The organism is Pseudomonas rhizophila, assembly GCF_003033885.1.
GTDB classification, from domain to species: domain Bacteria; phylum Pseudomonadota; class Gammaproteobacteria; order Pseudomonadales; family Pseudomonadaceae; genus Aquipseudomonas; species Aquipseudomonas rhizophila.
On sequence record NZ_CP024081.1, the window covers coordinates 4,203,255 to 4,224,752 of the forward strand.

The 21,498-nt window shown below is 59.6% G+C and carries 16 protein-coding genes; 7 read left to right on the forward strand and 9 right to left on the reverse strand.

All coding sequences use genetic code 11. From position 1 onward, the window contains the following. The first annotated feature begins 3 nt into the window (after positions 1 to 3). The 4 genes from CRX69_RS19585 to CRX69_RS19600 all read left to right on the forward strand — a co-directional run bounded on the left by CRX69_RS19585 (position 4) and on the right by CRX69_RS19600 (position 7,147). Positions 4 to 1,425, forward strand: coding sequence for a Y-family DNA polymerase (locus CRX69_RS19585; RefSeq protein ID WP_107322646.1), 1,422 nt, complete (start codon positions 4 to 6; stop codon positions 1,423 to 1,425). Beyond that, a complete protein-coding gene (locus tag CRX69_RS19590; RefSeq protein WP_218277728.1) occupies positions 1,401 to 4,499 on the forward strand; it encodes an error-prone DNA polymerase in 3,099 nt (1,032 codons plus the stop codon). The genes CRX69_RS19585 and CRX69_RS19590 overlap by 25 nt, the downstream gene beginning before the upstream one ends. A 159-nt stretch (positions 4,500 to 4,658) precedes the next feature. Further along, positions 4,659 to 6,770 carry a hybrid sensor histidine kinase/response regulator gene (locus CRX69_RS19595; protein ID WP_107322648.1) on the forward strand — a complete coding sequence of 704 codons (2,112 nt, stop codon included), beginning with the start codon at positions 4,659 to 4,661 and terminating at the stop codon, positions 6,768 to 6,770. A gap of 95 nt (positions 6,771 to 6,865) precedes the next feature. After that, the gene (locus CRX69_RS19600) at positions 6,866 to 7,147 is read left to right on the forward strand and encodes a hypothetical protein (RefSeq protein ID WP_047227813.1); all 282 of its coding nucleotides are present in this window, start codon (positions 6,866 to 6,868) and stop codon (positions 7,145 to 7,147) included. Between the two features lie 71 nt (positions 7,148 to 7,218). Here CRX69_RS19600 and srmL read toward each other — a convergent pair whose 3' ends face one another. Beyond that, positions 7,219 to 8,379 (reverse strand): PheS-related mystery ligase SrmL, encoded by a 1,161-nt coding sequence (srmL, locus tag CRX69_RS19605; RefSeq protein ID WP_107322649.1) that lies wholly within the window; start codon positions 8,377 to 8,379, stop codon positions 7,219 to 7,221. Positions 8,380 to 8,824: 445 nt separating this feature from the next. Here srmL and CRX69_RS19610 point away from each other — a divergent pair, with 445 nt between their 5' ends. Beyond that, positions 8,825 to 9,751 carry a CgnE/CgnB domain-containing protein gene (locus tag CRX69_RS19610; protein ID WP_107322650.1) on the forward strand — a complete coding sequence of 309 codons (927 nt, stop codon included), beginning with the start codon at positions 8,825 to 8,827 and terminating at the stop codon, positions 9,749 to 9,751. 245 nt (positions 9,752 to 9,996) lie between these two features. Here the strand turns inward: CRX69_RS19610 and CRX69_RS19615 are convergent, their stop codons facing one another. Further along, positions 9,997 to 10,518 (reverse strand): DUF4142 domain-containing protein, encoded by a 522-nt coding sequence (locus tag CRX69_RS19615; protein WP_047227815.1) that lies wholly within the window; start codon positions 10,516 to 10,518, stop codon positions 9,997 to 9,999. A 217-nt stretch (positions 10,519 to 10,735) separates the two neighbouring features. On the opposite strand from CRX69_RS19615, the gene CRX69_RS19620 reads away from it, so the two are divergent. After that, positions 10,736 to 10,972 carry an HP1242/YdcH family protein gene (locus CRX69_RS19620; RefSeq protein WP_047227816.1) on the forward strand — a complete coding sequence of 79 codons (237 nt, stop codon included), beginning with the start codon at positions 10,736 to 10,738 and terminating at the stop codon, positions 10,970 to 10,972. Positions 10,973 to 11,036: 64 nt separating this feature from the next. Here CRX69_RS19620 and CRX69_RS19625 read toward each other — a convergent pair whose 3' ends face one another. The 3 genes from CRX69_RS19625 to CRX69_RS19635 all read right to left on the reverse strand — a co-directional run bounded on the left by CRX69_RS19625 (position 11,037) and on the right by CRX69_RS19635 (position 13,254). Next, on the reverse strand, positions 11,037 to 11,900 hold the full coding sequence (locus CRX69_RS19625) for a LysR family transcriptional regulator (protein ID WP_047227886.1): 864 nt from the start codon (positions 11,898 to 11,900) through the stop codon (positions 11,037 to 11,039). A gap of 274 nt (positions 11,901 to 12,174) precedes the next feature. Further along, positions 12,175 to 12,492 (reverse strand): SCP2 sterol-binding domain-containing protein, encoded by a 318-nt coding sequence (locus CRX69_RS19630; RefSeq protein ID WP_076384034.1) that lies wholly within the window; start codon positions 12,490 to 12,492, stop codon positions 12,175 to 12,177. Positions 12,493 to 12,543: 51 nt separating this feature from the next. Beyond that, positions 12,544 to 13,254 carry a histidine phosphatase family protein gene (locus tag CRX69_RS19635; RefSeq protein ID WP_047227818.1) on the reverse strand — a complete coding sequence of 237 codons (711 nt, stop codon included), beginning with the start codon at positions 13,252 to 13,254 and terminating at the stop codon, positions 12,544 to 12,546. A 229-nt stretch (positions 13,255 to 13,483) separates the two neighbouring features. Here CRX69_RS19635 and sohB point away from each other — a divergent pair, with 229 nt between their 5' ends. Continuing rightward, complete coding sequence (gene sohB, locus CRX69_RS19640) at positions 13,484 to 14,515, forward strand: protease SohB (protein ID WP_047227819.1); 1,032 nt, start codon at positions 13,484 to 13,486, stop codon at positions 14,513 to 14,515. A 202-nt stretch (positions 14,516 to 14,717) separates the two neighbouring features. Here sohB and CRX69_RS19645 read toward each other — a convergent pair whose 3' ends face one another. From CRX69_RS19645 to metH, 4 genes are all read right to left on the reverse strand, one after another. Then, complete coding sequence (locus CRX69_RS19645; protein WP_047227820.1) at positions 14,718 to 15,212, reverse strand: DUF934 domain-containing protein; 495 nt, start codon at positions 15,210 to 15,212, stop codon at positions 14,718 to 14,720. Further along, positions 15,196 to 16,854 carry a nitrite/sulfite reductase gene (locus CRX69_RS19650; RefSeq protein WP_047227821.1) on the reverse strand — a complete coding sequence of 553 codons (1,659 nt, stop codon included), beginning with the start codon at positions 16,852 to 16,854 and terminating at the stop codon, positions 15,196 to 15,198. The genes CRX69_RS19645 and CRX69_RS19650 overlap by 17 nt, the downstream gene beginning before the upstream one ends. A gap of 538 nt (positions 16,855 to 17,392) precedes the next feature. Further along, on the reverse strand, positions 17,393 to 17,611 hold the full coding sequence (locus CRX69_RS19655) for a DUF2970 domain-containing protein (protein WP_047227822.1): 219 nt from the start codon (positions 17,609 to 17,611) through the stop codon (positions 17,393 to 17,395). Positions 17,612 to 17,724: 113 nt separating this feature from the next. Further along, complete coding sequence (metH, locus tag CRX69_RS19660; protein WP_107322651.1) at positions 17,725 to 21,435, reverse strand: methionine synthase; 3,711 nt, start codon at positions 21,433 to 21,435, stop codon at positions 17,725 to 17,727. Positions 21,436 to 21,498: the final 63 nt, after the last annotated feature.

The following is a 21,498-nucleotide window of genomic DNA, read 5'->3' on the forward strand; positions in this document are numbered from 1 at the left end:
GCGATGCGCTGGGTCTGCATACTCTTCCCGCAACTGGCGCTGGACGCCGCGCTGCGTCAGCGTCCCGATCCCGACGAGCCCTTGGCGCTGTTGACCGGTCCGGCCCAGCGCCGGGTCCTGCAAGCGGTCAATGACCCGGCACGGGCCCTGGGTTTGCGCCCCGGCCAGACCATGACGGCCGCCCAGGCCCTGAGCAAAGGCTTTGCCACGGCCGAATACGATGCGGCGCAGATCGAACACTGGCAACAGTTCCTGGCGGCCTGGGCCTACCGTTTCAGCTCCCAGGTCAGCGTGCATTACCCGCGCACGGTGGTGTTCGAGATCGAGTCGAGCCTGGGCCTGTTCGGCCCCTGGCCGGTGTTCGAGAAGCGCCTGCGGGCCGAGCTGACGCAACTGGGATTCCGGCATCGCATTGTCGCCGCCCCCAACCCGGTGGCGGCGCGGGTGTTGGCCAATGCCTACGACGCCCTGGTGGTGCCCGATATTGAAACCCTGCAAGCCTGCCTGGGGCAGATGCCGGTGGAGCGTATCGGCCTGGAACCCGACGTCGCCACGGCACTGTCACGCATGGGGCTGCGCCAGTTGAGCCAGGTCCAGGCCTTGCCCCGACACACCCTGGCGCGGCGTTTTGAAGCCCAGGTGCTCAAGCATCTTGATGCGCTGACGGGCTGCCGCACCCTGGCGCTGTCGTTTTACCTGCCGCCGGACCGTTTCGATGTGCGCATCGAGCTCAATTACGACGTGCAATCCCACCAGGCGTTGTTGTTTCCGTTGCGCCGGTTGACCGGTGATCTCTCGGCTTTCCTGTGCGGTCGCGACAGCGGCGTGCAACGCTTTGACCTGCACCTGGAACACGCCGGGTTGCCGGACACGCTGATCAAGGTCGGCTTGCTCAGCGCCGAGCGGGATCCTGCGATGCTTTTCGAACTGGCCCGTGGTCGGCTGGAACAGGTGCAGGTCGAGGCACCGGTACGTGGCTTTCGTTTGTGTGCCGAAGACCTGCCCAGTTTCGTGCCCCAACGCCTGGAGCTGTTCGACGAGCGTCCTCAACAGTCCTTGCCTTGGGAGCAATTGCGCGAGCGGCTGCGGGCCCGGTTGGGGGACGACGCAGTGCAGGGCCTGGGGTTTCGCGATGACCATCGGCCTGAATGTGCCTGGCAGATGACCTCTCAACGCCAGGCCCTGGCATGTCCGGTGCGCGAGGGCGTCCGGCGTCCCGGCTGGCTGCTGGACGAACCCCAGGCCTTGCAGGAGAGCCAGGCGCGAATCCTCATGGGCCCGGAGCGCATCGAGTCCGGCTGGTGGGACGGCGCCGACGTGCGCCGGGATTACTATCTGATCGAAACCCGCGCTGGCCAACGGGGCTGGGCCTATCGACCGGTGGGCGAGGGTGGCCCGCTGTGGCTGCAGGGCTGGTTCGCATGAACATCGAATATGCCGAGCTGCATTGCCTGTCGAACTTCAGTTTCCAGCGCGGTGCCTCCAGCGCCCTGGAGCTGTGCCGTCGTGCGCAACAACAAGGTTACAAGGCCCTGGCAATCACCGATGAGTGCACCCTGGCCGGGATTGTCCGGGCCTGGCAGGCTGCCCGGGAGCTGGACCTGCACTTGATCGTCGGCAGTGAGATCCAGATCGAGAACGGTCCGAAACTGGTGCTGCTGGTGGAAAATCTGCAAGGCTATCAAGCCTTGTGCCGGCTGATCACCCGCGCCCGCCGCCGCAGCGAGAAAGGTCGCTATCGCATCGTGCGAGAAGACTTCGACGAGCCCTTGCTGGGGTTGCTGGCGTTGTGGGTGCCCGGTGACAACGATTCCGAAGAGCAGGGGCGCTGGTTGCGGAAGATATTCGCCGAGCGCTTGTGGCTGTCGGTCCAGTTGCATTGCGGGCAGGACGACCGGCGTCGGCTGGCGGACTTGCTGGCGCTGGCCGAGCGTTTGGACCTTCCGGCCGTGGCCACGGGAGACGTGCACATGCATGTGCGCGGCCGGCGCGCCCTGCAGGACACCATGACCGCCATTCGACACCACGTCACGGTGGCCGAGGCCGGTCAGCGCCTGCACCCCAACGGCGAGCGCCACCTGCGCAGTCTCCCGGCCCTGGCCGAAATCTACCCGCGCGCCTTGCTCGACGAAACGTTGAACATCGCCCGGCGCTGTACGTTCGACCTTGGCCAACTGCGTTATCAATACCCCCGTGAACTGGTGCCTGAGGGGCATGATCCAGCGTCCTGGCTGCGGGAATTGACCGAACGCGGTATGCGCGAGCGATGGGCCAAGGGTGTGGAAGACAAAGTACGGGTACAAATCGATAAAGAACTGACTCTGATCGCCGATCTGGGCTACGACAGCTATTTCCTCACCGTACAGGACATCGTCAGCTTCGCCCGCAGCCGCAATATTCTTTGTCAGGGGCGTGGCTCAGCGGCCAACTCGGCGGTGTGCTACGCCTTGGGGATCACCGAAATCGACCCGAGCCAGACCAGCATGCTGTTCGAGCGATTCCTGTCCCGGGAGCGCAACGAACCGCCGGACATCGACGTCGATTTTGAACACGAGCGTCGTGAAGAAGTGCTGCAGTACGTGTTCCAGCGCTACGGCCGCCATCGTGCGGCATTGACGGCAGTGGTCAGCAGCTACCACGGTGCCGGCGCGGTGCGGGACGTCGCCAAGGCCTTGGGCTTGCCGCCGGATCAGGTCAACGCGCTGGCCGACTGTTGTGGGCGCTGGAGTGACGAGGCGCCGCCAGTGGATCGCCTGCGCGAAGGTGGCTTCGACCCGGACAGCCCGGTGTTGCGCCGGGTCCTGAGCCTGACCCAACAACTGATCGGTTTTCCCCGGCATCTGTCCCAGCACCCTGGCGGCTTCGTGATCTCCGAACAGCCTCTGGACACTCTGGTGCCGGTGGAGAACGCCGCTATGGCCGAGCGCACCATCATCCAGTGGGACAAGGACGACCTGGACGCGGTCGGGTTGCTCAAGGTGGATATCCTGGCCTTGGGCATGCTCAGCGCAATTCGTCGATGTTTTGATCTGATCGCGCAGTACCGCGGCCAGCACTACACCTTGGCGACGTTGCCCAAGGACGACGCGGCCACTTACGAGATGATCACCCGCGCCGACACCATTGGCGTGTTCCAGATCGAGTCGCGCGCACAGATGGCGATGTTGCCTCGGCTCAAACCCGAGTCCTTTTATGACCTGGTTATTGAAGTGGCCATCGTGCGACCGGGGCCGATCCAAGGCGGGATGGTGCACCCGTATCTGCGGCGTAAAAATAAGGAAGAAGCGGTGACTTACCCCTCCAAAGCGTTGGAAGAAGTGCTCAAGCGCACCTTGGGCGTGCCCCTGTTTCAGGAGCAGGTCATGCAGATCGCCATCGTTGCGGCGGATTACAGCCCCGGCGAAGCTGACCAGCTGCGTCGTTCCATGGCGGCCTGGAAACGTCACGGCGGCCTGGAACCGCATCGGGAACGCCTGGCGGCGGGGATGGCGAAAAACGGCTACACAGCCGAATTCGCCGCGCAGATCTTTGAACAGATCAAGGGCTTCGGCAATTACGGTTTTCCCGAGTCCCATGCCGCCAGCTTCGCCTTGCTGACCTACGCCAGCAGTTGGCTCAAATGCCATGAACCGGCGGCGTTCGCCTGTGCCCTGATCAACAGCTGGCCCATGGGGTTCTACAGCCCGGACCAGATTCTGCAGGATGCCCGCCGGCATCAGTTGCAGATCCGCCCGGTGGACGTGCGCGCCAGTGACTGGGATTGCAGCCTCGAACCCATGGAAGGCCGACAACCGGCGCTTCGCCTGGGGTTGCGCATGATCAAGGGCTTTCGCCAAGAGGATGCCCATCGCATCGAAGCGGCCCGCCGGCATCGGCCCTTCAGTGACGTGGCCGACCTTGGCGAGCGCGCGCAACTCGATGCCCGGGCCCAGGCGCAACTGGCCGACGCCGGTGCCTTGCGGGGCTTGGCCGGTGATCGTCATCGCGCTCGCTGGGAGGTGGCCGGGGTACAGAAACAGCTGGGCTTGTTCGCCGGTTTGCCCAGCCAGGAAGAACCGCCCGTGGACCTGCCAAAACCTACGGTGGGGGAGAATCTGTTCGCCGATTACGCCAGCGTCGGTACGACACTGGGCCCCCATCCACTGGCTTTGCTGCGCCCCGAACTGCGCGCCCGGCGCTGTCGCAGCTCGCGGGAGCTGCAGGATGTGGAGCATGGCCGCAACGTCAGCGTCGCCGGGCTGGTCACCGGCCGCCAACGGCCAGGTACGGCCAGCGGCGTGACTTTTGTCACCCTGGAGGATGAGTTTGGCAACCTCAATGTGGTGGTCTGGCGCGACCTGGCCGAGCGCCAACGCAAAGCGTTGGTGGGTTCGCAATTGCTCAGGGTCGACGGGCGTTGGGAAAGTGTCGGTGAGGTTCGTCACCTGATCGCCGGCCGCCTGAGCGACCTGACCGAGTTGCTGGCGGGTATCCAGGTGCATAGCCGCGATTTCCGCTGAACCCGGCTGCCACACAGCAAGCATGTCGCCAGCCCGGACAGGTTTGCATCATGACCTGCCCATGAAACCAAACGCCAGCGCAGCGCTCGAAGCTCTGAGCACAAGGGACTTGTGGTATGCCGATTCCCTGCTGGCATTTTCGAGGTTCAGAATCGACTCATGCAGTTCTTATCCCAGAATCATGGATGCCCCGGTTGGGGCGGTGAAATGGCCGGGCGTATCCGGTCGTTCGATTGGAGCCAGACCGAACTGGGTGCCATCGAGCACTGGTCCGCCAGTCTGCGCAGCGCAGTCCAGGTGCTGCTGGCGTCGCCTTTGCCGATGGTCATGTTGTGGGGCCGTCAGGGCTTCATGATCTACAACGATGCTTATGCCGAGTTCGCCGGCGGGCGCCATCCGTACCTGCTGGGCTGCGCGGTAGAGTTGGGCTGGCCGGAAGTGGCCGAATTCAATCGTCACGTACTGGATGTCTGCCTGGCCGGTGGCACCTTGTCCTATCGCAGCAAAGAGCTGGTACTGCTACGCAATGGCAAGCCCGAAGATGTCTGGATGGACCTTTATTACAGCCCGGTGCCCGACGATGATCAGTCTCCGGGCGGCGTTTTGGCGATCGTCGTGGAAACCACCGAGCTTGTGCTGACCGAGCGTGCCCGCCAGGAGGCCGAACGCAGCTACCGCGCCGTCAACGAGCGCATTCAGTTGGCCCTCTCGGCCGGGCCACTGCTGGGGTCGTTTGTCTGGGATATCCAGAACGACACACTTTCCGGCGATGAGCGTTTTTCCCGCACGTTCAATTACCCGCCAGACACGCCTCTGGATGCACTGCCTGTCGAGATTGCCCGCCAGAACATCCACCCCGATGATCTGGAGGAGGTGAACCGGCGGGTCGAACTGACCTTGCGTACCGGAACCCCCTACAACGCTGAGTATCGGGTGCGTCGACTCGGCGGTGATTACCTGTGGGTGCTGGCCAGCGGCCGATGTGAATTCGATACGTTGGGCCGGCCGTTGCGTTTCCCCGGTGTGCTGATTGATATCAACGAACGCAAGGCGGCTGAAGCATCGCTGCTCAAGTTCACCCGTGATCTGGAGCAGCGTGTCGCCGAGGAAGTGCATGCGCGGTTGACGGCCGAAGAGCAGTTGCGCCAGTCGCAGAAACTCGAAGCCATTGGCGGACTCACCGGCGGTGTGGCTCATGACTTCAACAACTTGCTGCAGGTGATCGCCGGCAACCTGCACCTGTTGGCTCGCCACGAACCGCACAACGCCAATGTGCAGCGGCGGGTCAGTGCCTCCATCGAAGCGGTGGAACGGGGCGCCAAACTGTCCTCGCAATTGCTGGCGTTTGCCCGCCGCCAACCGTTGTCACCGGCGGTCTACAACCCACGACGAATCTTCGACGGTCTGGGCGAATTGTTGCAGCGGGCCTTGGGCGAAACCATCCAGATCGAAGTGACCTTGCCCGCCGAGCCCTGGTGCATCCACGTCGATCGCAATCAGCTTGAAAACGCTTTGCTGAACCTGGCGATCAATGCCCGCGATGCCATGTGTGGTGAGGGCACCATCGGCCTGATCGGCGAAAACATCGTGCTCGACGAATCGTCCTGCGCCGGTAAAGACATTCCGGCCGGTGACTATGTGCGCCTGTCGGTGATCGACCGCGGCGCGGGCATGCCACCCGATGTCCTGGACCATGTGTTCGAGCCGTTTTTCACCACCAAGACTGACGGCCAGGGCACCGGGCTTGGGTTGAGCATGGTGTTCGGGTTCGTCAAGCAAAGTGGCGGGCATATCGAGATTACCAGTGACGTGGGAGAGGGCACGCGAGCGCAGATGTATTTCCCCCGCAGTCGGCAACCTGAAACAGGTGAAGAGGCCCCACACAGCCCGCTTCTGACCGGTGGGCAAGAGACGATTCTGGTGGTGGAGGATAACGAAGAGGTGCGCAGCGCGTCGGTGGAGCTGCTGGAACAGTCCGGTTATCGGACCCTCACGGCCGCCAACGCTGATGCGGCCATGGCGCTTTTGCTCGAAGGTGCCTCGGTGGATCTGATTTTTACCGATGTGGTCATGCCTGGCCTGATCAAGAGCTCTGACCTGGCGGCCTGGGCCAGGGTACAGACTCCGCCTATGCCCATACTGTTCACCTCGGGCCACACCCGGGACATCATCTCCCGCAACCACCAGTTGAGCCCCGATACCCATCTGCTGAGCAAACCTTACGGCCCGGATGCCTTGATCACCATGGTGAGGACTGTGTTGGGCAGTTGATCGCGGCGCGCTAAACAAATGGAACCGAAGCCGCCATGCCACCTTCAAATGACCATGACCGGTCATCAATCCGGCCTGTCATGAATGAGGTGCCTATGAACCAAGATCCTGCAAACACCCAGCAACAAGGCCAGACGCAGGCCCCGTCACCGCGCAATGATCCGGCGATCGATCCTCAGGTTTCCCCTGAGCCCGCTGGCACCCAGCCAGTCAGCCCGGCTGGGGCAGGCAAGGCCCAAAGCGCCGACAGCGAAGTCGATCAAAAAAATCACCACCAGGACAACGACAACACCTTCAGCCCTGGCTTCAAGCCTGACCCGGACCGCCCGGAATCCGGTGAGAGCACTGACGCCGATATCGATACGGATGGCGGTTAGCCAATGAGCCCTGCTTCTTTTCTTGAAGCTGGGCTTTCGGATTTCACGACGCCGTTGGGTGGCTGGCGCATCTATTGAGTGGATGAGTGAGGCGACAGGTCCATCCGATACCCAGCCCCCGGCTTGCCTTCATGTAATGCCGACTGGATTTTTTCATACAATGCATTGGCCTCGGCAGTCGTGATTGACCGCGAGCAATCCCGCAATACGACGCGCAACAGAGCATTTTCCTGGCCGGGTAACAGCCCGAGTCGCTCGATGGCTTGTGGTGGTAATTCAGACGAAGTCCAACGACCTTTGACTTGCATCTCCTCAATCCAACCAGAGCAGTCGCCAGCCGCCTGGAGCATTTTCTCAGTCAGTACTTCCTCACTCAAACCCGGAGTCACGGCCACTGAAATGTCCCGAGTAATTGAAGGCAAACGCGAAACCGTACTCCAAGGACGTAAATCTTGCATCTGGGCCTGAACTCGCTCATTAGGGTCACGCAACAGGCGAATATCCGGGATTCCCTTTCGTAGCATAGTCAACCGGTCCAGCCCCATCCCCAACGCCAGACCGCCATGGCGCTGCGCATCGATTCCCAGCCGTTGCAATAACGAAGTGGCAATAAGCCCACACTCCAGCACTTCGACAGCAGAACCATCGTTTATCACATTCACCTCAATGCCACCTTCGGTGTAATGATGCGGACTGTCGCTGTAAACCCAAGGTTTATCGGGGACGGCGACCCCAAGGATATCGCCGACCAAGCGCAAAAGGTGTCCGCGCGCCGAGAGCTCGGGTTCACCCAGCACCCATATGTCCATCTGATGTGGCTCGGCGCAGTGCCAACGATCACGACTGTCGCGGCGGAACGTGATGCCCGGAGCGGCCAGCAAAATGACCTCTCCAGGCTTGCGTTCCTGAGCCGAACGTTGCAGCACAATTGGAATCTGGCTAGTGGTTTGTGTACGCAACAGTGAATGTTCGTCTATCCACCGGGTGTGTTCGCTGCCTAGAGTGATTTCTGCCGGGTCATAACCGAGCAGTCCGTAGTTCTCTTCGGCGGATACGATTCGTGGGCCGGTCTGTATTAGAGCCTGCGGCCACCCAGCACTGACCAGCCCTTCAATTATTTCGTTCATGATCAGGCGGACTGCATGTGTGGGCGAGTGCGCCTCAGTCAGATCTGTAATGGATAACGCCTGCTGAAGCGCGACGTCAGTCAGGTATTTCTTGGTAACACCCATTATTGGCCCCTTTGAATCAGTGTTTGCTACGGCTTGAACAGTCGGAGGAAAAACCTATCAACACTAGACCAAACAAACAACTTAATAAGGCGGATTTTGGTGTTTTCAGAACTCAGCTACAGATGCTTCCTACATAAATAATCTATTTTTATTTTCTGCTATTCTCAGTAGAAGTATTGGTTCTAAAAAGCGATCAAAAAATCATTTAAAAATCAGCATGAATTTGAGCTAATACGACCACCCCCTTGAGCCGCAAGGGGGAAAATAAGGTAAAGGTGAAATCATGAAGAAGCAGAAAGTAATTCAGGAAAAACTTAATCGTATTACCTCAGGTCCAGAAAATTTTGGGTGGGCTCCATTGGCTTGGGCCTATATGGGTGATTGATATCGTTTGATTCAGAAGGGTGGCATGGATCAGCCACCCTTTTTCATAAGGAGCTACTTTATGTCGTCCATGACAAATATCCATACACTTTTTGGCGCTGAGGAATTCTGGGTTGTCGCCGATTCAGAGCAATTTCTTAACAAGTGTTCTAATCAAGGGCTAAAAACTGCGCATATCACCAAGGTCGAAGCTCTGCCTCGCAATAGCATAATTTTCTCCTTCAGCAACAGTGCCGCCAAACTCACATTAGAGATTGCGCAAGCCACACCCAGAAAGAGAAGTGTTTTTTGTGCTGCACAAGTTTTCGAGCCCTCCCTGAGTTGTGCAAGTTATAGTCTGAATTTATTGCTAAATAGCGATTTCAAGAAGGCGCTGAAAAAACAGCGCGCCGTATTAAATATGCTTAATTCTTATGATTTGTTTTCAGTTACAGGCAACGGTTCTTGCGGGCGCGTTACTCTATTGCCCAAGGCAGAGCCTTATGCGCTGATTGCCGAGGATGTCTCTGGCGATTTCATACATTCCGTCGCCGAATTTTTCGAAGTTCATTATGCTCACATGAAGCCTCAAGAACCCTGCCCATTTTTTTTTAGTGGGGAGCTAAATATTTCTGGAATTCTGACTGTCCTGAGAAAGCCTAATCCGATGTTGCCCGAAGATATGAAAATGAAACTTCAGCAGCTATCTGATACCCTTTCTGAGAACGGAGGATTGCTGACTGTCGTGGAGAATAAGGTAACGTCTCTACGAACTGGTAATGGTGAATATATAGAAGTCTTGAAAATGGCCGCAGGAACTCGAGGTCTCGAATTAACCGAATTCGCCATCGGTGTCAACGATGAAATAGCGCCTCTTATAGATTACAAGATGAACTCGCAATTGAATGAGGGTGTCGGCGGTGTTCACTTGGCTATCGGAGATGGCTCTAGTGGTTATCACATTGATTTTCTTAGCCCAGCGGCCAATGTCAGCCCCATAACTCAATAACCTTAATAACGGCGTATGGCAAAGAGAGCAACTCCTCACTGGGGCAGGACTAATACTCTCTTTTTGGTGAAGTAAAATATCAAGGGGGCGCTTCTCGAAGTTGCTCAGAGACATTTCGGTATGCTGAGAGGTCCTCACGTTTGAAACCAAGAATGCCCTGCCAGATTAAACCAGCAGGGCTTCTCGGTCAGGCTGATGATCTCGTTAAACCCTACGTTATGATCGGGCTTTTTTTACATTCTCTGCTATTTACTTGGATGAGCGGCCTGGAGTTTCTTGGCCATTTCCAGATGTTTTTCCAAGTCTGGAAGCATTTTTTGCGCGAACGCCTTCAGCTCGGTGTTGCCGGGCTTCTTGTCGTCAGTGACGGTCTCGGCTTCTTTCTTGAACAGGGCAATGGTTTCTTCGTGGGCCATCACCTGGTTGTTGGCGTAGGCCGCATCAAACGATTCCTCGCGCATATCGAGAATCTTGGCCTTGGCCTTTTTCACCAGCGTGGTTTCGTCCGGCACTTCGATATCGTGTTTTTTCGCCAGCGAGATCAACTCCTCGTTAGCTTTGGTGTGGTCGGAAATCATCATGTTGGCGAATTCCTTGACGTCCGCCGAACTGCTTTTTTCCAGGGCCAGTTTGCTGGTTTCGATTTCCGCGATACCACCGGCCGCCGCGTTGTCGACGAAGTCGCTGGAAGTCGCGGCCCAAGCCATTCCCATACTGGTGCTCAAGGCAACTGCCAGGCCGAGTTGACGCAGGTTGAATCCGTCCATAGGTAAGTCTCCACACAGGTTGTACAAGGGACTTGTGTCGTCCTGTTCAATGGAGAGCGGCGGGCGGACAAAGGTTTGATTGCAAAGCGGTGCGGTACGACGAACGGTCACCGCTGGTCGGATTGGCGGTCGACAGAACCCCGTCGGCGAGGCCATTCTGATAGTCGACGAGCGCCGTAGAAGGCGTTAGCCATCGTTCTACCAAAGGAGGTGTTCCATGCCGGTGATCCACGATTTGTGCCAGGATCTCAACTGCACAAAAGACGACATCCAGCAAAAGCGCAGCGAGAATCCCAGGCTCGACTCGTTACTTCTCAAGTATTCCCAAATAGATGCCGAAGTGGTCGACGCCGAGAAACCGTCCTCCGCGGCACTGTCCGATGTTGCCCTGAAGACGCTCAAGGAGAAACGTTTGCAGGTCAAGGACGAGATCGCGCAGTACTTGCAGGGATAGTCCTAGGGCCGGGCTGTCGGTGAGGAGCCCTCTGCTTGCAGGAGGGCTTTTTTCGGCAGACTCGTCAGGTCAGCGGGTCCCAGCGCTGGGACCAGTCGCTGCCGGTCGTGACGATCTGGCGCAGCACTTCGAACGCTTGCTGCAACGCCGCCGAATCCCGATCCCTGGAGTACACGAGGTAAGTCGGGTAGTTGAATTCCGGCGCCTTGGGCACCCGCTCCAGGATGCCGCTGTCCAGGTAGCTTTGCACCACTCGGGTCCGGAAGTAGCCGCTGCCGCCGTTCTCCAGGATGTACTGCAGGGCCAGGGGGCCGAGGTTGAAGGTCACAGCCGCCTTGGCCTTGTCCGGCAGCGCAGTGTCGTGCTGACGACGGAAGTCGGCACTCCAGTCGATGTACACGTAGGGCTCTGGACGGGTCGCCAGGCGCACCAGGATCAGTTTCTCTTCCAGCAACTGTTCCACTTGCAGCCTCGGCCAGTATTCGGGCTGATACACCACGGCGGCATCCAGCAGGCCCAGTTCCAGTTGTTGCAGCAGTTTTTCGCCATCGCGGATGTCCATGCGCAGGGCATGGCCGGGGATTTTATGGCGCAGTTCCTCGGCCCAGGCGAGCATCAAGGGGTTGCATAGACTGACCTCGCCACCGAGGTGCAAAACGTTGCGAAAGCCTTCGGGCAAGGGCAGGTCTCGGCGGGCCGCTTCCCAGGTCTGCACCAGTTGATTGGCATACACCACGAACGTTTCACCGTCGGCAGTCAGGCGCGCGCCGGCACGGTTGCGCACAAACAGCACGCAGCCAAGCTGGCTTTCAAGCTTCTGGACTCGCGCCGTGATAGCCGTCTGGGTGACGTGCAGCTTGTCGGCCGCGGCGGCGAGGCTGCCGTGGCGGACGATTTCCAGAAAGGTGCGGGCGAGGTCGATGTCCATGGTCAGGCCGATACGGGGAAAGCGGGGATTGTACGACACCTGCGAACTACCGCAGGGTCCTTTGCTGAATGTACCGGCGCTATCGCGAGCAGGCTCGCTCCCACAATTGCTCCGGGTGATGAGGATTGAGCGTCGCTCCAGATCCCCTGTGGGAGCGAGCCTGCTCGCGATAGCGATGGATCGGCCAGTGGAAATGCTCAAGTAAAAACACAAATCCCGCCACAGAGGCGGGATTCGTTTGCAGCCAGGGCGCCCGTAGAAAGGGCAAGCAGACTCAGGCCGGGAACAATTCGGACAGCTTCATCGACAGCATCATGTCGCCTTCGACGCGCAGCTTGCCGCCCATGAACGCTTGCATGCCGTCGGTATCGCCGCTGACGATGCCCTTGAGGGTTTCGCTGTCCATGATCAGCGTGCAGTTGGCGTTCTCATTTTCGCCTTCTTGCAGCTCACAGGTGCCATCCTTGACGATCAGGGCGTATTGCTTGTCTTCGTCGGTGATGTTGAAACCAAATACCAGGTCCAGGCCGGCAGCGGCGGCAGGGTTGAACTTGGCTTTCATGGCTTGTACGGCGTCGGCTACGGAGGTCATGGTTTCGATCCTTATTTGGGTTATACAGCAAGGGTCTACAGTGATCCGGACTCAGCGAAAGGTGATGAGGTCCGGGGCCTTCAGCAGTTGCAGGTGGGCATGACTGTTGAAGGAAGCCAGGGCCACCTCGCGGCCCCTGAATTTCAGGTGGTTGAGCGAGGTGTTGACGATTTGCCAGTTCAGTTCGAAGGCCTGCCGCGCAGGCATCTGGGTGATCAGGTGGAGCAGGGCGGTGATGGTCCCGCCGGAAGTGAACACGGCGATTTTCTGGGAATTGTCGGCTTGCTCCAGAATGCGCTGCAGGCCGGTCTGCACGCGTTCGACGAAACCCAGCCAGCTTTCCAGTTCGGGCGGGTCGTACTGGCCGCTGAGCCAGCGCTCGATGATCAACGCGAAGATGCGCTGGAACTCGGCGCGGTTCTGTGCGGCATTGCGCAGAATGTACAGGGCTTCGGGTTCCTGGGGCAGCATGTCCGGCAGCAGGGCGCGGATCACCGCGTCGGCATCGAACTCATTGAACGCCGAATCGATCTCCAGCCCGGGAACCGGCAGCCCGGCGGCGGACATCTGGCCCAGCGCACCGGTGGCGGTATCCTGCTGGCGACGCAGGTCGCCCGAGAGGCAGCGATCGAACACGACACCCAGTTCGGCCAGGTGGCTGCCCAGCACTTGCGCCTGGCGTACACCGTTTGGCGAAAGGACATCGTAGTCGTCCGCACCAAAGGAGGCCTGGCCATGTCGAATCAGATAGATACTGCCCACGTCCGCGTCATCCCGGTACGTTGAAGGTTTGGCGAGGTTATGAGGATGGCGGTGAGCTGTCAATGAAAAAACATACGCTTGTTTGAAATGCCTGTTACAGCCTTGTCCAGCTGCGCTCCCGTTAAGGTAACCACAGGTTTCACGGCTGGTCGTGGCGCAGGCGCATGGGTATGCTGAACGTGTTGAGTGCCCGCCCTTGAGCGGCGTTTTGAATTTATTAGGAGCCATCGTGGAGTTTTTCATCGAATACGCCAGTTTCCTGGCCAAGACCGTGACGCTGGTGATCGCCATCCTGGTGGTGCTGGCCAGTTTTGCTGCCCTGCGCAGCAAGGGCCGGCGCAAGTCTGCCGGCCAGTTGCAGGTGAGCAAACTCAACGACTTCTACAAGGGACTGCGTGAGCGCCTGGAGCAGACGCTGCTGGATAAAGACCAGCTCAAGGCCCTGCGCAAGACCGAAGGCAAGGCTGAAAAGGCCGCCAAGAAACACAAGGACAAGCCGGCGGCCAAGCCTCGGGTATTCGTGCTGGATTTTGACGGTGACATCAAAGCCTCGGCCACCGAGAGCCTTCGTCATGAAATCACCGCATTGCTGACCCTGGCGACCCCGAAGGATGAAGTGGTGTTGCGCCTGGAAAGCGGTGGCGGCATGGTCCACAGCTACGGTCTGGCCTCCTCGCAACTGGCCCGGATCCGTCAGGCCGGCGTGCCGCTGACGGTGTGCATCGACAAGGTCGCGGCCAGTGGCGGCTACATGATGGCGTGCATCGGCGAGAAGATCATCAGCGCGCCTTTTGCCATTCTTGGCTCCATCGGCGTCGTGGCCCAGTTGCCAAACGTCAACCGTCTCCTGAAGAAGCACGACATCGATTTTGAAGTGCTGACGGCCGGTGAATACAAGCGCACGTTGACGGTGTTTGGCGAAAACACCGAGAAGGGTCGGGAGAAGTTCCAGGAAGACCTGGACATCACCCATGAGTTGTTCAAGAACTTCGTGTCCAACTACCGTCCGCAACTGGCCATTGATGAAGTGGCGACTGGCGAAGTCTGGCTGGGCGTCGCAGCATTGGACAAGCGCCTGGTGGACGAGCTGAAAACCAGCGATGAATACCTGGCCGAACGAGCCAAGAGTGCCGAGCTGTACCACTTGCACTACGCCGAGCGCAAAAGTTTGCAGGAGCGTATTGGCATGGCGGCCAGTGGTTCGGTGGACCGGGTGCTGCTCAGTTGGTGGAGCCGCCTGACCCAGCAGCGGTTCTGGTAACGGCTAACACTGTGGGAGCGAGCCTGCTCGCGATGACGGTGGTTCATCCAGCATCACCTGCTCAGGCGAGCCGCTATCGCGAGCAGGCTCGCTCCCACATTGGGTTCAGGGTGGGCTGAAGATCAGGTTCCGCACCAATCATCCATCCATAAAAAAGCCCTGAACCGGAACACCCGGATCAGGGCTTTTTTTGTATCAGGTTTCAGCGACGACGAAACAACGGCAACGGTTCGTCAGTGGCAGCCTGGTAGGTCACCGAGAAATCCTTGAGGCTTTCGAGGGCTTCAAAGGGGTCCTTGTCGGCGCGCAAGGCAAAGGCGTCGAAACCGCAACGGCGCATGTAGAACAGTTGGTCGCGCAGCACATCGCCAATCGCCCGCAATTCGCCCTTGAAGCCATAACGCTCACGCAGCAGGCGAGCGTTGGAGTAGCTGCGACCGTCGGTGAAGGCCGGGAAGTTCAGGGCGATGACCTGGAACTGATTGGCGTCATCACCGATTTCCTCCGCCTCTTCGTCGGCGTCCAGCCACACACCCAGGCCGCCATCGCGGGCCTTGAGGGCGTGAGCATGATCGCGCCACAGGGCCAGGGGCACGATCAGGTCGTCGCAGTTGGAAATACCATCGAGGGTCGCGTCCTTGGGCAGCAGGTGCCAGGTTTCGTCGATAACCTCGTCGTTCTTAATTATTCGCTGCATAGACGCGTTCCTTGAAGAGGTCGATGCCGATACGTTGATAAGTGTCGATGAAACGCTCGTCTTCGGTACGTTGTTCGATGTAAACGTCGATCAGCTTCTCGATCACGTCAGGCATGTCGTCCTGGGCAAACGATGGGCCGAGGATCTTGCCCAGGCTGGCGTCGCGGCTACCGCTGCCGCCCAGGGAGACCTGGTAGAACTCCTCGCCTTTCTTGTCCACGCCCAGGATGCCGATGTGGCCGACGTGGTGGTGACCACAGGCGTTCATGCAACCGGAAATGTTCAGGTCCAGCTCGCCGATGTCGAACAGGTAGTCCAGGTCGTCGAAACGACGCTGGATCGACTCGGCGATAGGGATCGACTTGGCGTTGGCCAGGGAGCAGAAATCGCCGCCCGGGCAGCAGATTATGTCGGTCAGCAGGCCGATGTTCGGCGTGGCGAACCCTTGCTCGCGCAACTCGCCCCACAGGGTGAACAACTGGCTCTGTTCAACGTCCGCCAGGATGATGTTCTGTTCGTGGGAGGTGCGCAGTTGACCGAAGCTGTAGCGCTCAGCCAGATCGGCCACGGCGTCCAGCTGCTTGTCGGTGATGTCGCCCGGCGCGACGCCGGTCGGCTTCAGGGACAGGGTCACCGCGACGTAGCCCGGCTTCTTGTGGGCCAGGGTGTTGCGGGTGCGCCAGCGGGCGAAGCCCGGATGTTCTTTGTCGAGCGCGGCCAGCTCGGCGTCCTGGTTGCTCAGGGCCTTGTAGTCCGGGTCGACGAAATGCTTGGCTACGCGATGGACTTCGGCTTCGGTCAGGGTGGTCTGGCCGCCGCGCAGGTGAGCCATTTCGGCCTCGACCTTTTCGGCGAACACTTCTGGCGTAAGGGCCTTGACCAGGATCTTGATCCGCGCCTTGTACTTGTTGTCACGACGGCCGTAGCGGTTGTACACCCGCAGGATGGCGTCGAGGTAGCTCAGCAGGTCCTGCCATGGCAAGAACTCGTTGATGAACGCGCCGACCACCGGCGTACGGCCCAGGCCGCCGCCCACCAGCACACGGAAGCCCAGCTCGCCCGCGGCGTTGTAGACCGTCTCCAGGCCGATGTCGTGGACTTCAATGGCCGCACGGTCCGAGGTCGAGCCATTGATGGCGATCTTGAACTTGCGCGGCAGGTAGGCGAATTCCGGGTGGAAGGTGGTCCACTGGCGAACGATCTCGCACCAGGGGCGCGGGTCGATCAACTCATCGGCCGCGACACCGGCGAACTGGTCGGTGGTGACGTTGCGCAGGCAGTTGCCGCTGGTCTGGATCGCGTGCATCTGCACGGTGGCCAGTTCAGCCAGGATCTGGGGCACATCTTCCAGGGCCGGCCAGTTGTACTGGACGTTCTGGCGGGTACTGATGTGGGCATAGCCTTTGTCGTAGTCGCGGGCAATCTTGGCCAGCATGCGCACCTGACGCGAGGTCAGTTGGCCATAGGGCACCGCTACGCGCAGCATCGGGGCGAAGCGCTGGATATACAGGCCATTCTGCAAACGCAGAGGGCGGAATTCTTCTTCGCTCAGCTCGCCTGCCAGATAGCGTCGGGTCTGATCACGGAACTGCTTGACGCGGTCCTCGATGATCCGCTGATCGTACTCGTCATATACGTACATATAAGTCTCGTTCTCAGGCTTGGGCCGATCAGAAACAGCTGCGTGTTGGCTCGCTGGAATCGGATTCTGCCTCGGCAATTCTGCGCGCACGGCCGCGCACTCCTACAGGAGCCGGTGCAAGATACCTGTTTTGAGTTATGCGCAAAAGTGATGTTTGAGTATATGTAAAGAACCAAATCGACTAATGGGATTGATTATTGCCTAACCCACATTTGTCGTGCGGGCAATCATCGTCTTAACTGTGGTCGAGTCCCTATGCAATCACCTACAAAACCGACAAGAGGCGATGCAATGAGCAATCCGACCAAAGCAAGGAAAAGCGACAGTACTGTTGATGCCTGGGCCATTTTGTTCTTGATTATCCTGGTGGTGGGCACCGCGGTGTTCTGGGTCAGTCACCAATAGAGCGGTGGTGAAAAAACTGTGGGAGCGAGCCTGCTCGCGATAGCGGTGGTTCAGTCAATCATGAAGTGACTGACAAACCGCTATCGCGAGCAGGCTCGCTCCCACAGGGGGGTTATGTGTGTCGTAGACAGATTTACAACCCCGCCAGATGCACCACCAGCTTGACGATGCCAAACAGTGTCAGGGCGAAGATCACCGTGAAGGCGATGCCCAATACCACGAAGTGACTCGGCTTGCCGTGGGTGAAGTCACGGGCGCGATTCTTGCCGCTCTGCACGCCGAAGGCGGCAGCCAGCACACTGTGCACCATCTGCCACAGGGTCGGCGGCTTGTTGTCGATCGGATCGTCCATAAATCCCTCGTCTGCCATGGGTTTGGAACAAGCATAGACAAAAGATCGCAACCTGCGGCAGCCCCTACAGCAATACACAAAACCCTGTAGGAGCCTGCGATCCATTAAGGCTCTTAGTTGTCGTAACCCAAATTCGGCGCCAACCAGCGCTCAGTCACGCTCAAGTCCTGGCCTTTGCGCGCGGTATAGCTCTGGACCTGATCCTTGTCGATCTTGCCCACGGCGAAGTATTGCGCCTGGGGATGGGCGAAATACCAGCCGCTGACGGCTGCCGCCGGGAACATGGCGTAATGCTCGGTGAGGAATACGCCGCTGCGTCCAGCCTTCAGTTCGCTGGCCTCGGGGTCGAGCAGGCGGAACAAGGTGGCCTTTTCGGTGTGATCCGGGCAGGCCGGGTAACCGGGGGCAGGGCGGATGCCGGTGTATTGCTCCTTGATCAGGGCGTCGTTGTCCAGGCTTTCGTCCTTGGCGTAACCCCAATGTTCCTTGCGCACCTGCTGGTGCAGCCATTCGGCGCAGGCCTCGGCCAAGCGGTCGGCCAGGGCCTTGACCATGATCGAGTTGTAGTCGTCGCCGGCTTCCTGGTAGGCCTTGGCGACTTCTTCGGCGCCGATGCCGGCGGTGGTGATGAAGCCGCCCACGTAGTCGGTCACACCGCTGTCCTTGGGCGCGACGAAGTCGGCCAGGGAGAAGTTCGGCTTGCCATCGGTCTTGATGATCTGCTGGCGCAGGTGATGCAGGCGGGCCAGTGGCTTGCCATCCTCGCCATAGACTTCCAGATCGTCGTCATGCACCTGGTTGGCCGGCCAGAAGCCGAACACGGCGCGGGCGCTGATGAGTTTCTCGTCGATGAGCTTGCGCAGCATCGCCCGGGCATCGGCGTACAGGGCAGTAGCCGCTTCCCCGACCACTTCGTCGGTGAGGATGCGCGGGTACTTGCCGGCCAGGTCCCAGGAAATGAAGAACGGTGTCCAGTCGATGTATTCGGCCAGGACGTTGAGGTCAATGTTGTCCAGCACCTTGGCGCCGGTAAAGGTCGGCTTGACCGGCTGGTAGCTGCTCCAGTCGAACTGCGGTTTTTTCGCCACGGCGGCCGGGTAGCTCAGGCGTTCGGTACGGGCGCTGCGGTTGGCGGTGCGCTCGCGAACGTCGATGTACTCCAGGCGGGTTTTCTCGACGAATGCCGGCTTGAGTTCCTTGGACAGCAACTGGGTGGCCACGCCCACGGCGCGCGAGGCGTCGGTGACGTAGATCACCGCGTCGTTGCTGTACTTGGGTTCGATTTTCACTGCCGTGTGGGCCTTGGAGGTCGTGGCGCCACCGATCATCAGGGGCAGGTGGAAATCCTGGCGCTGCATCTCGCGGGCCACATGCACCATCTCGTCCAGGGACGGAGTGATCAGGCCGGACAGCCCGATGATGTCGCACTTCTGCTCCTTGGCCACCTGCAGGATCTTCTCTGCCGGCACCATCACGCCCAGGTCGACCACGTCATAGCCGTTGCAACCGAGCACCACGCCGACGATATTCTTGCCGATGTCGTGGACGTCGCCCTTGACCGTGGCCATGAGAATCTTGCCCTTGGCTTCTGGCTTGTCGCCTTTTTCCGCCTCGATGAATGGAATCAGGTGGGCCACGGCCTGCTTCATCACCCGGGCGGACTTCACCACTTGGGGCAGGAACATTTTGCCGGCGCCGAACAGGTCGCCGACGATGTTCATGCCGGCCATCAACGGGCCTTCGATGACTTCGATCGGCCGGGCGAACGACAGCCGCGATTCCTCGGTGTCTTCGACGATGTGCGTGGTGATGCCCTTGACCAGCGCGTGTTCCAGGCGCTTGTTCACTTCCCAGCCACGCCACTCTTCGGTTTCCGCTTCCTTGACGCTGCCGTCGCCCTTGTACTTGTCGGCGATGGCGAGCAGGGCGTCGGTGCCTTCAGGCGTGCGGTTGAGGATCACGTCTTCCACCGCGTCGCGCAGTTCCACCGGGATCTGGTCGTAGATCTCCAGTTGGCCGGCGTTGACGATGCCCATGGTCAGGCCCGAGCGGATTGCATAGAGCAGGAACACCGAATGAATCGCCTCGCGCACCGGGTTGTTGCCCCGGAACGAGAAGGACACGTTGGACACGCCACCCGAGGTCAGCGCATAAGGCAGTTCGTCGCGGATGTAGGCGCAGGCGTTGATGAAATCCACGGCATAGTTGTTGTGCTCTTCGATACCGGTGGCGACGGCGAAGATGTTCGGGTCAAAGATGATGTCTTCCGGCGGGAAGCCGACTTCATTGACCAGGATGTCGTAGGAGCGCTTGCAGATTTCCTTCTTGCGCGCTTCGGTATCGGCCTGGCCAGCTTCGTCGAAGGCCATCACCACCACGGCGGCGCCGTAGCGTTTGCACAACTTGGCGTGATGGATGAACTGCTCGACGCCTTCCTTCATGCTGATGGAGTTGACGATGCCCTTGCCCTGGATGCACTTGAGGCCCGCTTCGATCACTTCCCACTTGGAGGAGTCGATCATGATCGGCACGCGGGAAATATCCGGTTCGCCGGCAATCAGATTGAGGAAGGTCACCATGGCCTTCTTCGAATCGAGCATGCCCTCGTCCATGTTGATGTCGATCACCTGCGCGCCGGCCTCGACCTGCTGCAGGGCCACTTCCAGGGCTTCGGTGTAGTTGTCTTCGCGGATAAGGCGGGCGAACTTGGCCGAACCGGTGATGTTGGTCCGCTCGCCGACGTTGACGAACAAGGAGCTGCGATCGATGGTGAACGGTTCCAGGCCCGACAGGCGGCAAGCCCGCGGGATCTCTGGAATCTGGCGCGGTGCGTAGCCGGCCACGGCCTTGGTGATGGCTTCGATGTGCGCCGGGGTGGTGCCACAGCAGCCGCCGACGATGTTCAGGAAGCCGCTTTGGGCAAACTCTTCGATGACTTTGGCGGTGTCCACCGGCAGTTCGTCGTATTCACCGAATTCATTGGGCAGACCGGCGTTCGGGTGCGCCGATACGTGGGTGCTGGCCTTGTTCGACAGTTCTTCGAGGTACGGGCGCAGTTCGCTGGCACCGAGGGCGCAGTTCAACCCAACGGAGATCGGCTTGGCGTGGGCGACGGAGTTCCAGAAGGCTTCGGTGGTCTGGCCGGACAGGGTGCGGCCGGACGCGTCGGTGATGGTGCCGGAGATCATGATCGGCAGTTCGACGCCTAATTCCTCATACACCCCTTGCACGGCGAAAATCGCTGCCTTGGCATTGAGCGTGTCGAAAATGGTTTCGATGAGGATCAGGTCGGCGCCGCCTTCGATCAGGCCCTTGGTGGCCTCGGTGTAATTCTCCACCAGCTCGTCGAAGGTCACGTTGCGGTAGCCGGGGTTGTTCACGTCTGGCGACAGCGAGCAGGTGCGGCTGGTCGGGCCCAGCACGCCGGCTACGAAGCGCGGCTTGTCCGGTGTTTCAAGGGTCTTGGCGTCGGCGACCTTGCGGGCCAGGCGCGCGCCTTCCAGGTTCAGCTCGTAGGCCAGGCCCTGCATGCCGTAGTCGGCCTGGGACACCTGGGTGGCGTTGAAGGTGTTGGTTTCCAGAATGTCGGCACCGGCATCCAGGTAGGCCTTCTCGATGGCGCCGATCACATCCGGACGGCTCAGGACCAACAAATCATTGTTGCCCTTGACGTCGCTCGGCCAGTCGGCGAAACGCTTGCCACGATAGTCCTGTTCCTCAAGCTTGTAGCTCTGGATCATCGTGCCCATGCCGCCGTCGAGGATCAGAATGCGTTCCTTGAGGGCCTGCTGGAGAAGATAAAGGCGAGCGCTGCGATCGGACATAGGACTACCTGGAAAAAGACCATTACGAAGGCGGGGATGATAGCAAACCTGTACAGGATTTGA

Coding starts and splice junctions, on each gene's coding strand:
- CRX69_RS19585 (WP_107322646.1), top strand. CDS start 4: ATGCGCTGGGTCTGCATACTCTTCCCGCAACTGGCGCTGGACGCCGCG.
- CRX69_RS19595 (WP_107322648.1), top strand. CDS start 4,659: ATGCAGTTCTTATCCCAGAATCATGGATGCCCCGGTTGGGGCGGTGAA.
- CRX69_RS19600 (WP_047227813.1), top strand. CDS start 6,866: ATGAACCAAGATCCTGCAAACACCCAGCAACAAGGCCAGACGCAGGCC.
- srmL (WP_107322649.1), bottom strand. CDS start 8,379: ATGGGTGTTACCAAGAAATACCTGACTGACGTCGCGCTTCAGCAGGCG.
- CRX69_RS19610 (WP_107322650.1), top strand. CDS start 8,825: ATGTCGTCCATGACAAATATCCATACACTTTTTGGCGCTGAGGAATTC.
- CRX69_RS19615 (WP_047227815.1), bottom strand. CDS start 10,518: ATGGACGGATTCAACCTGCGTCAACTCGGCCTGGCAGTTGCCTTGAGC.
- CRX69_RS19620 (WP_047227816.1), top strand. CDS start 10,736: ATGCCGGTGATCCACGATTTGTGCCAGGATCTCAACTGCACAAAAGAC.
- CRX69_RS19625 (WP_047227886.1), bottom strand. CDS start 11,900: ATGGACATCGACCTCGCCCGCACCTTTCTGGAAATCGTCCGCCACGGC.
- CRX69_RS19630 (WP_076384034.1), bottom strand. CDS start 12,492: ATGACCTCCGTAGCCGACGCCGTACAAGCCATGAAAGCCAAGTTCAAC.
- CRX69_RS19645 (WP_047227820.1), bottom strand. CDS start 15,212: ATGCAGCGAATAATTAAGAACGACGAGGTTATCGACGAAACCTGGCAC.
- CRX69_RS19650 (WP_047227821.1), bottom strand. CDS start 16,854: ATGTACGTATATGACGAGTACGATCAGCGGATCATCGAGGACCGCGTC.
- CRX69_RS19655 (WP_047227822.1), bottom strand. CDS start 17,611: ATGGACGATCCGATCGACAACAAGCCGCCGACCCTGTGGCAGATGGTG.
- metH (WP_107322651.1), bottom strand. CDS start 21,435: ATGTCCGATCGCAGCGCTCGCCTTTATCTTCTCCAGCAGGCCCTCAAG.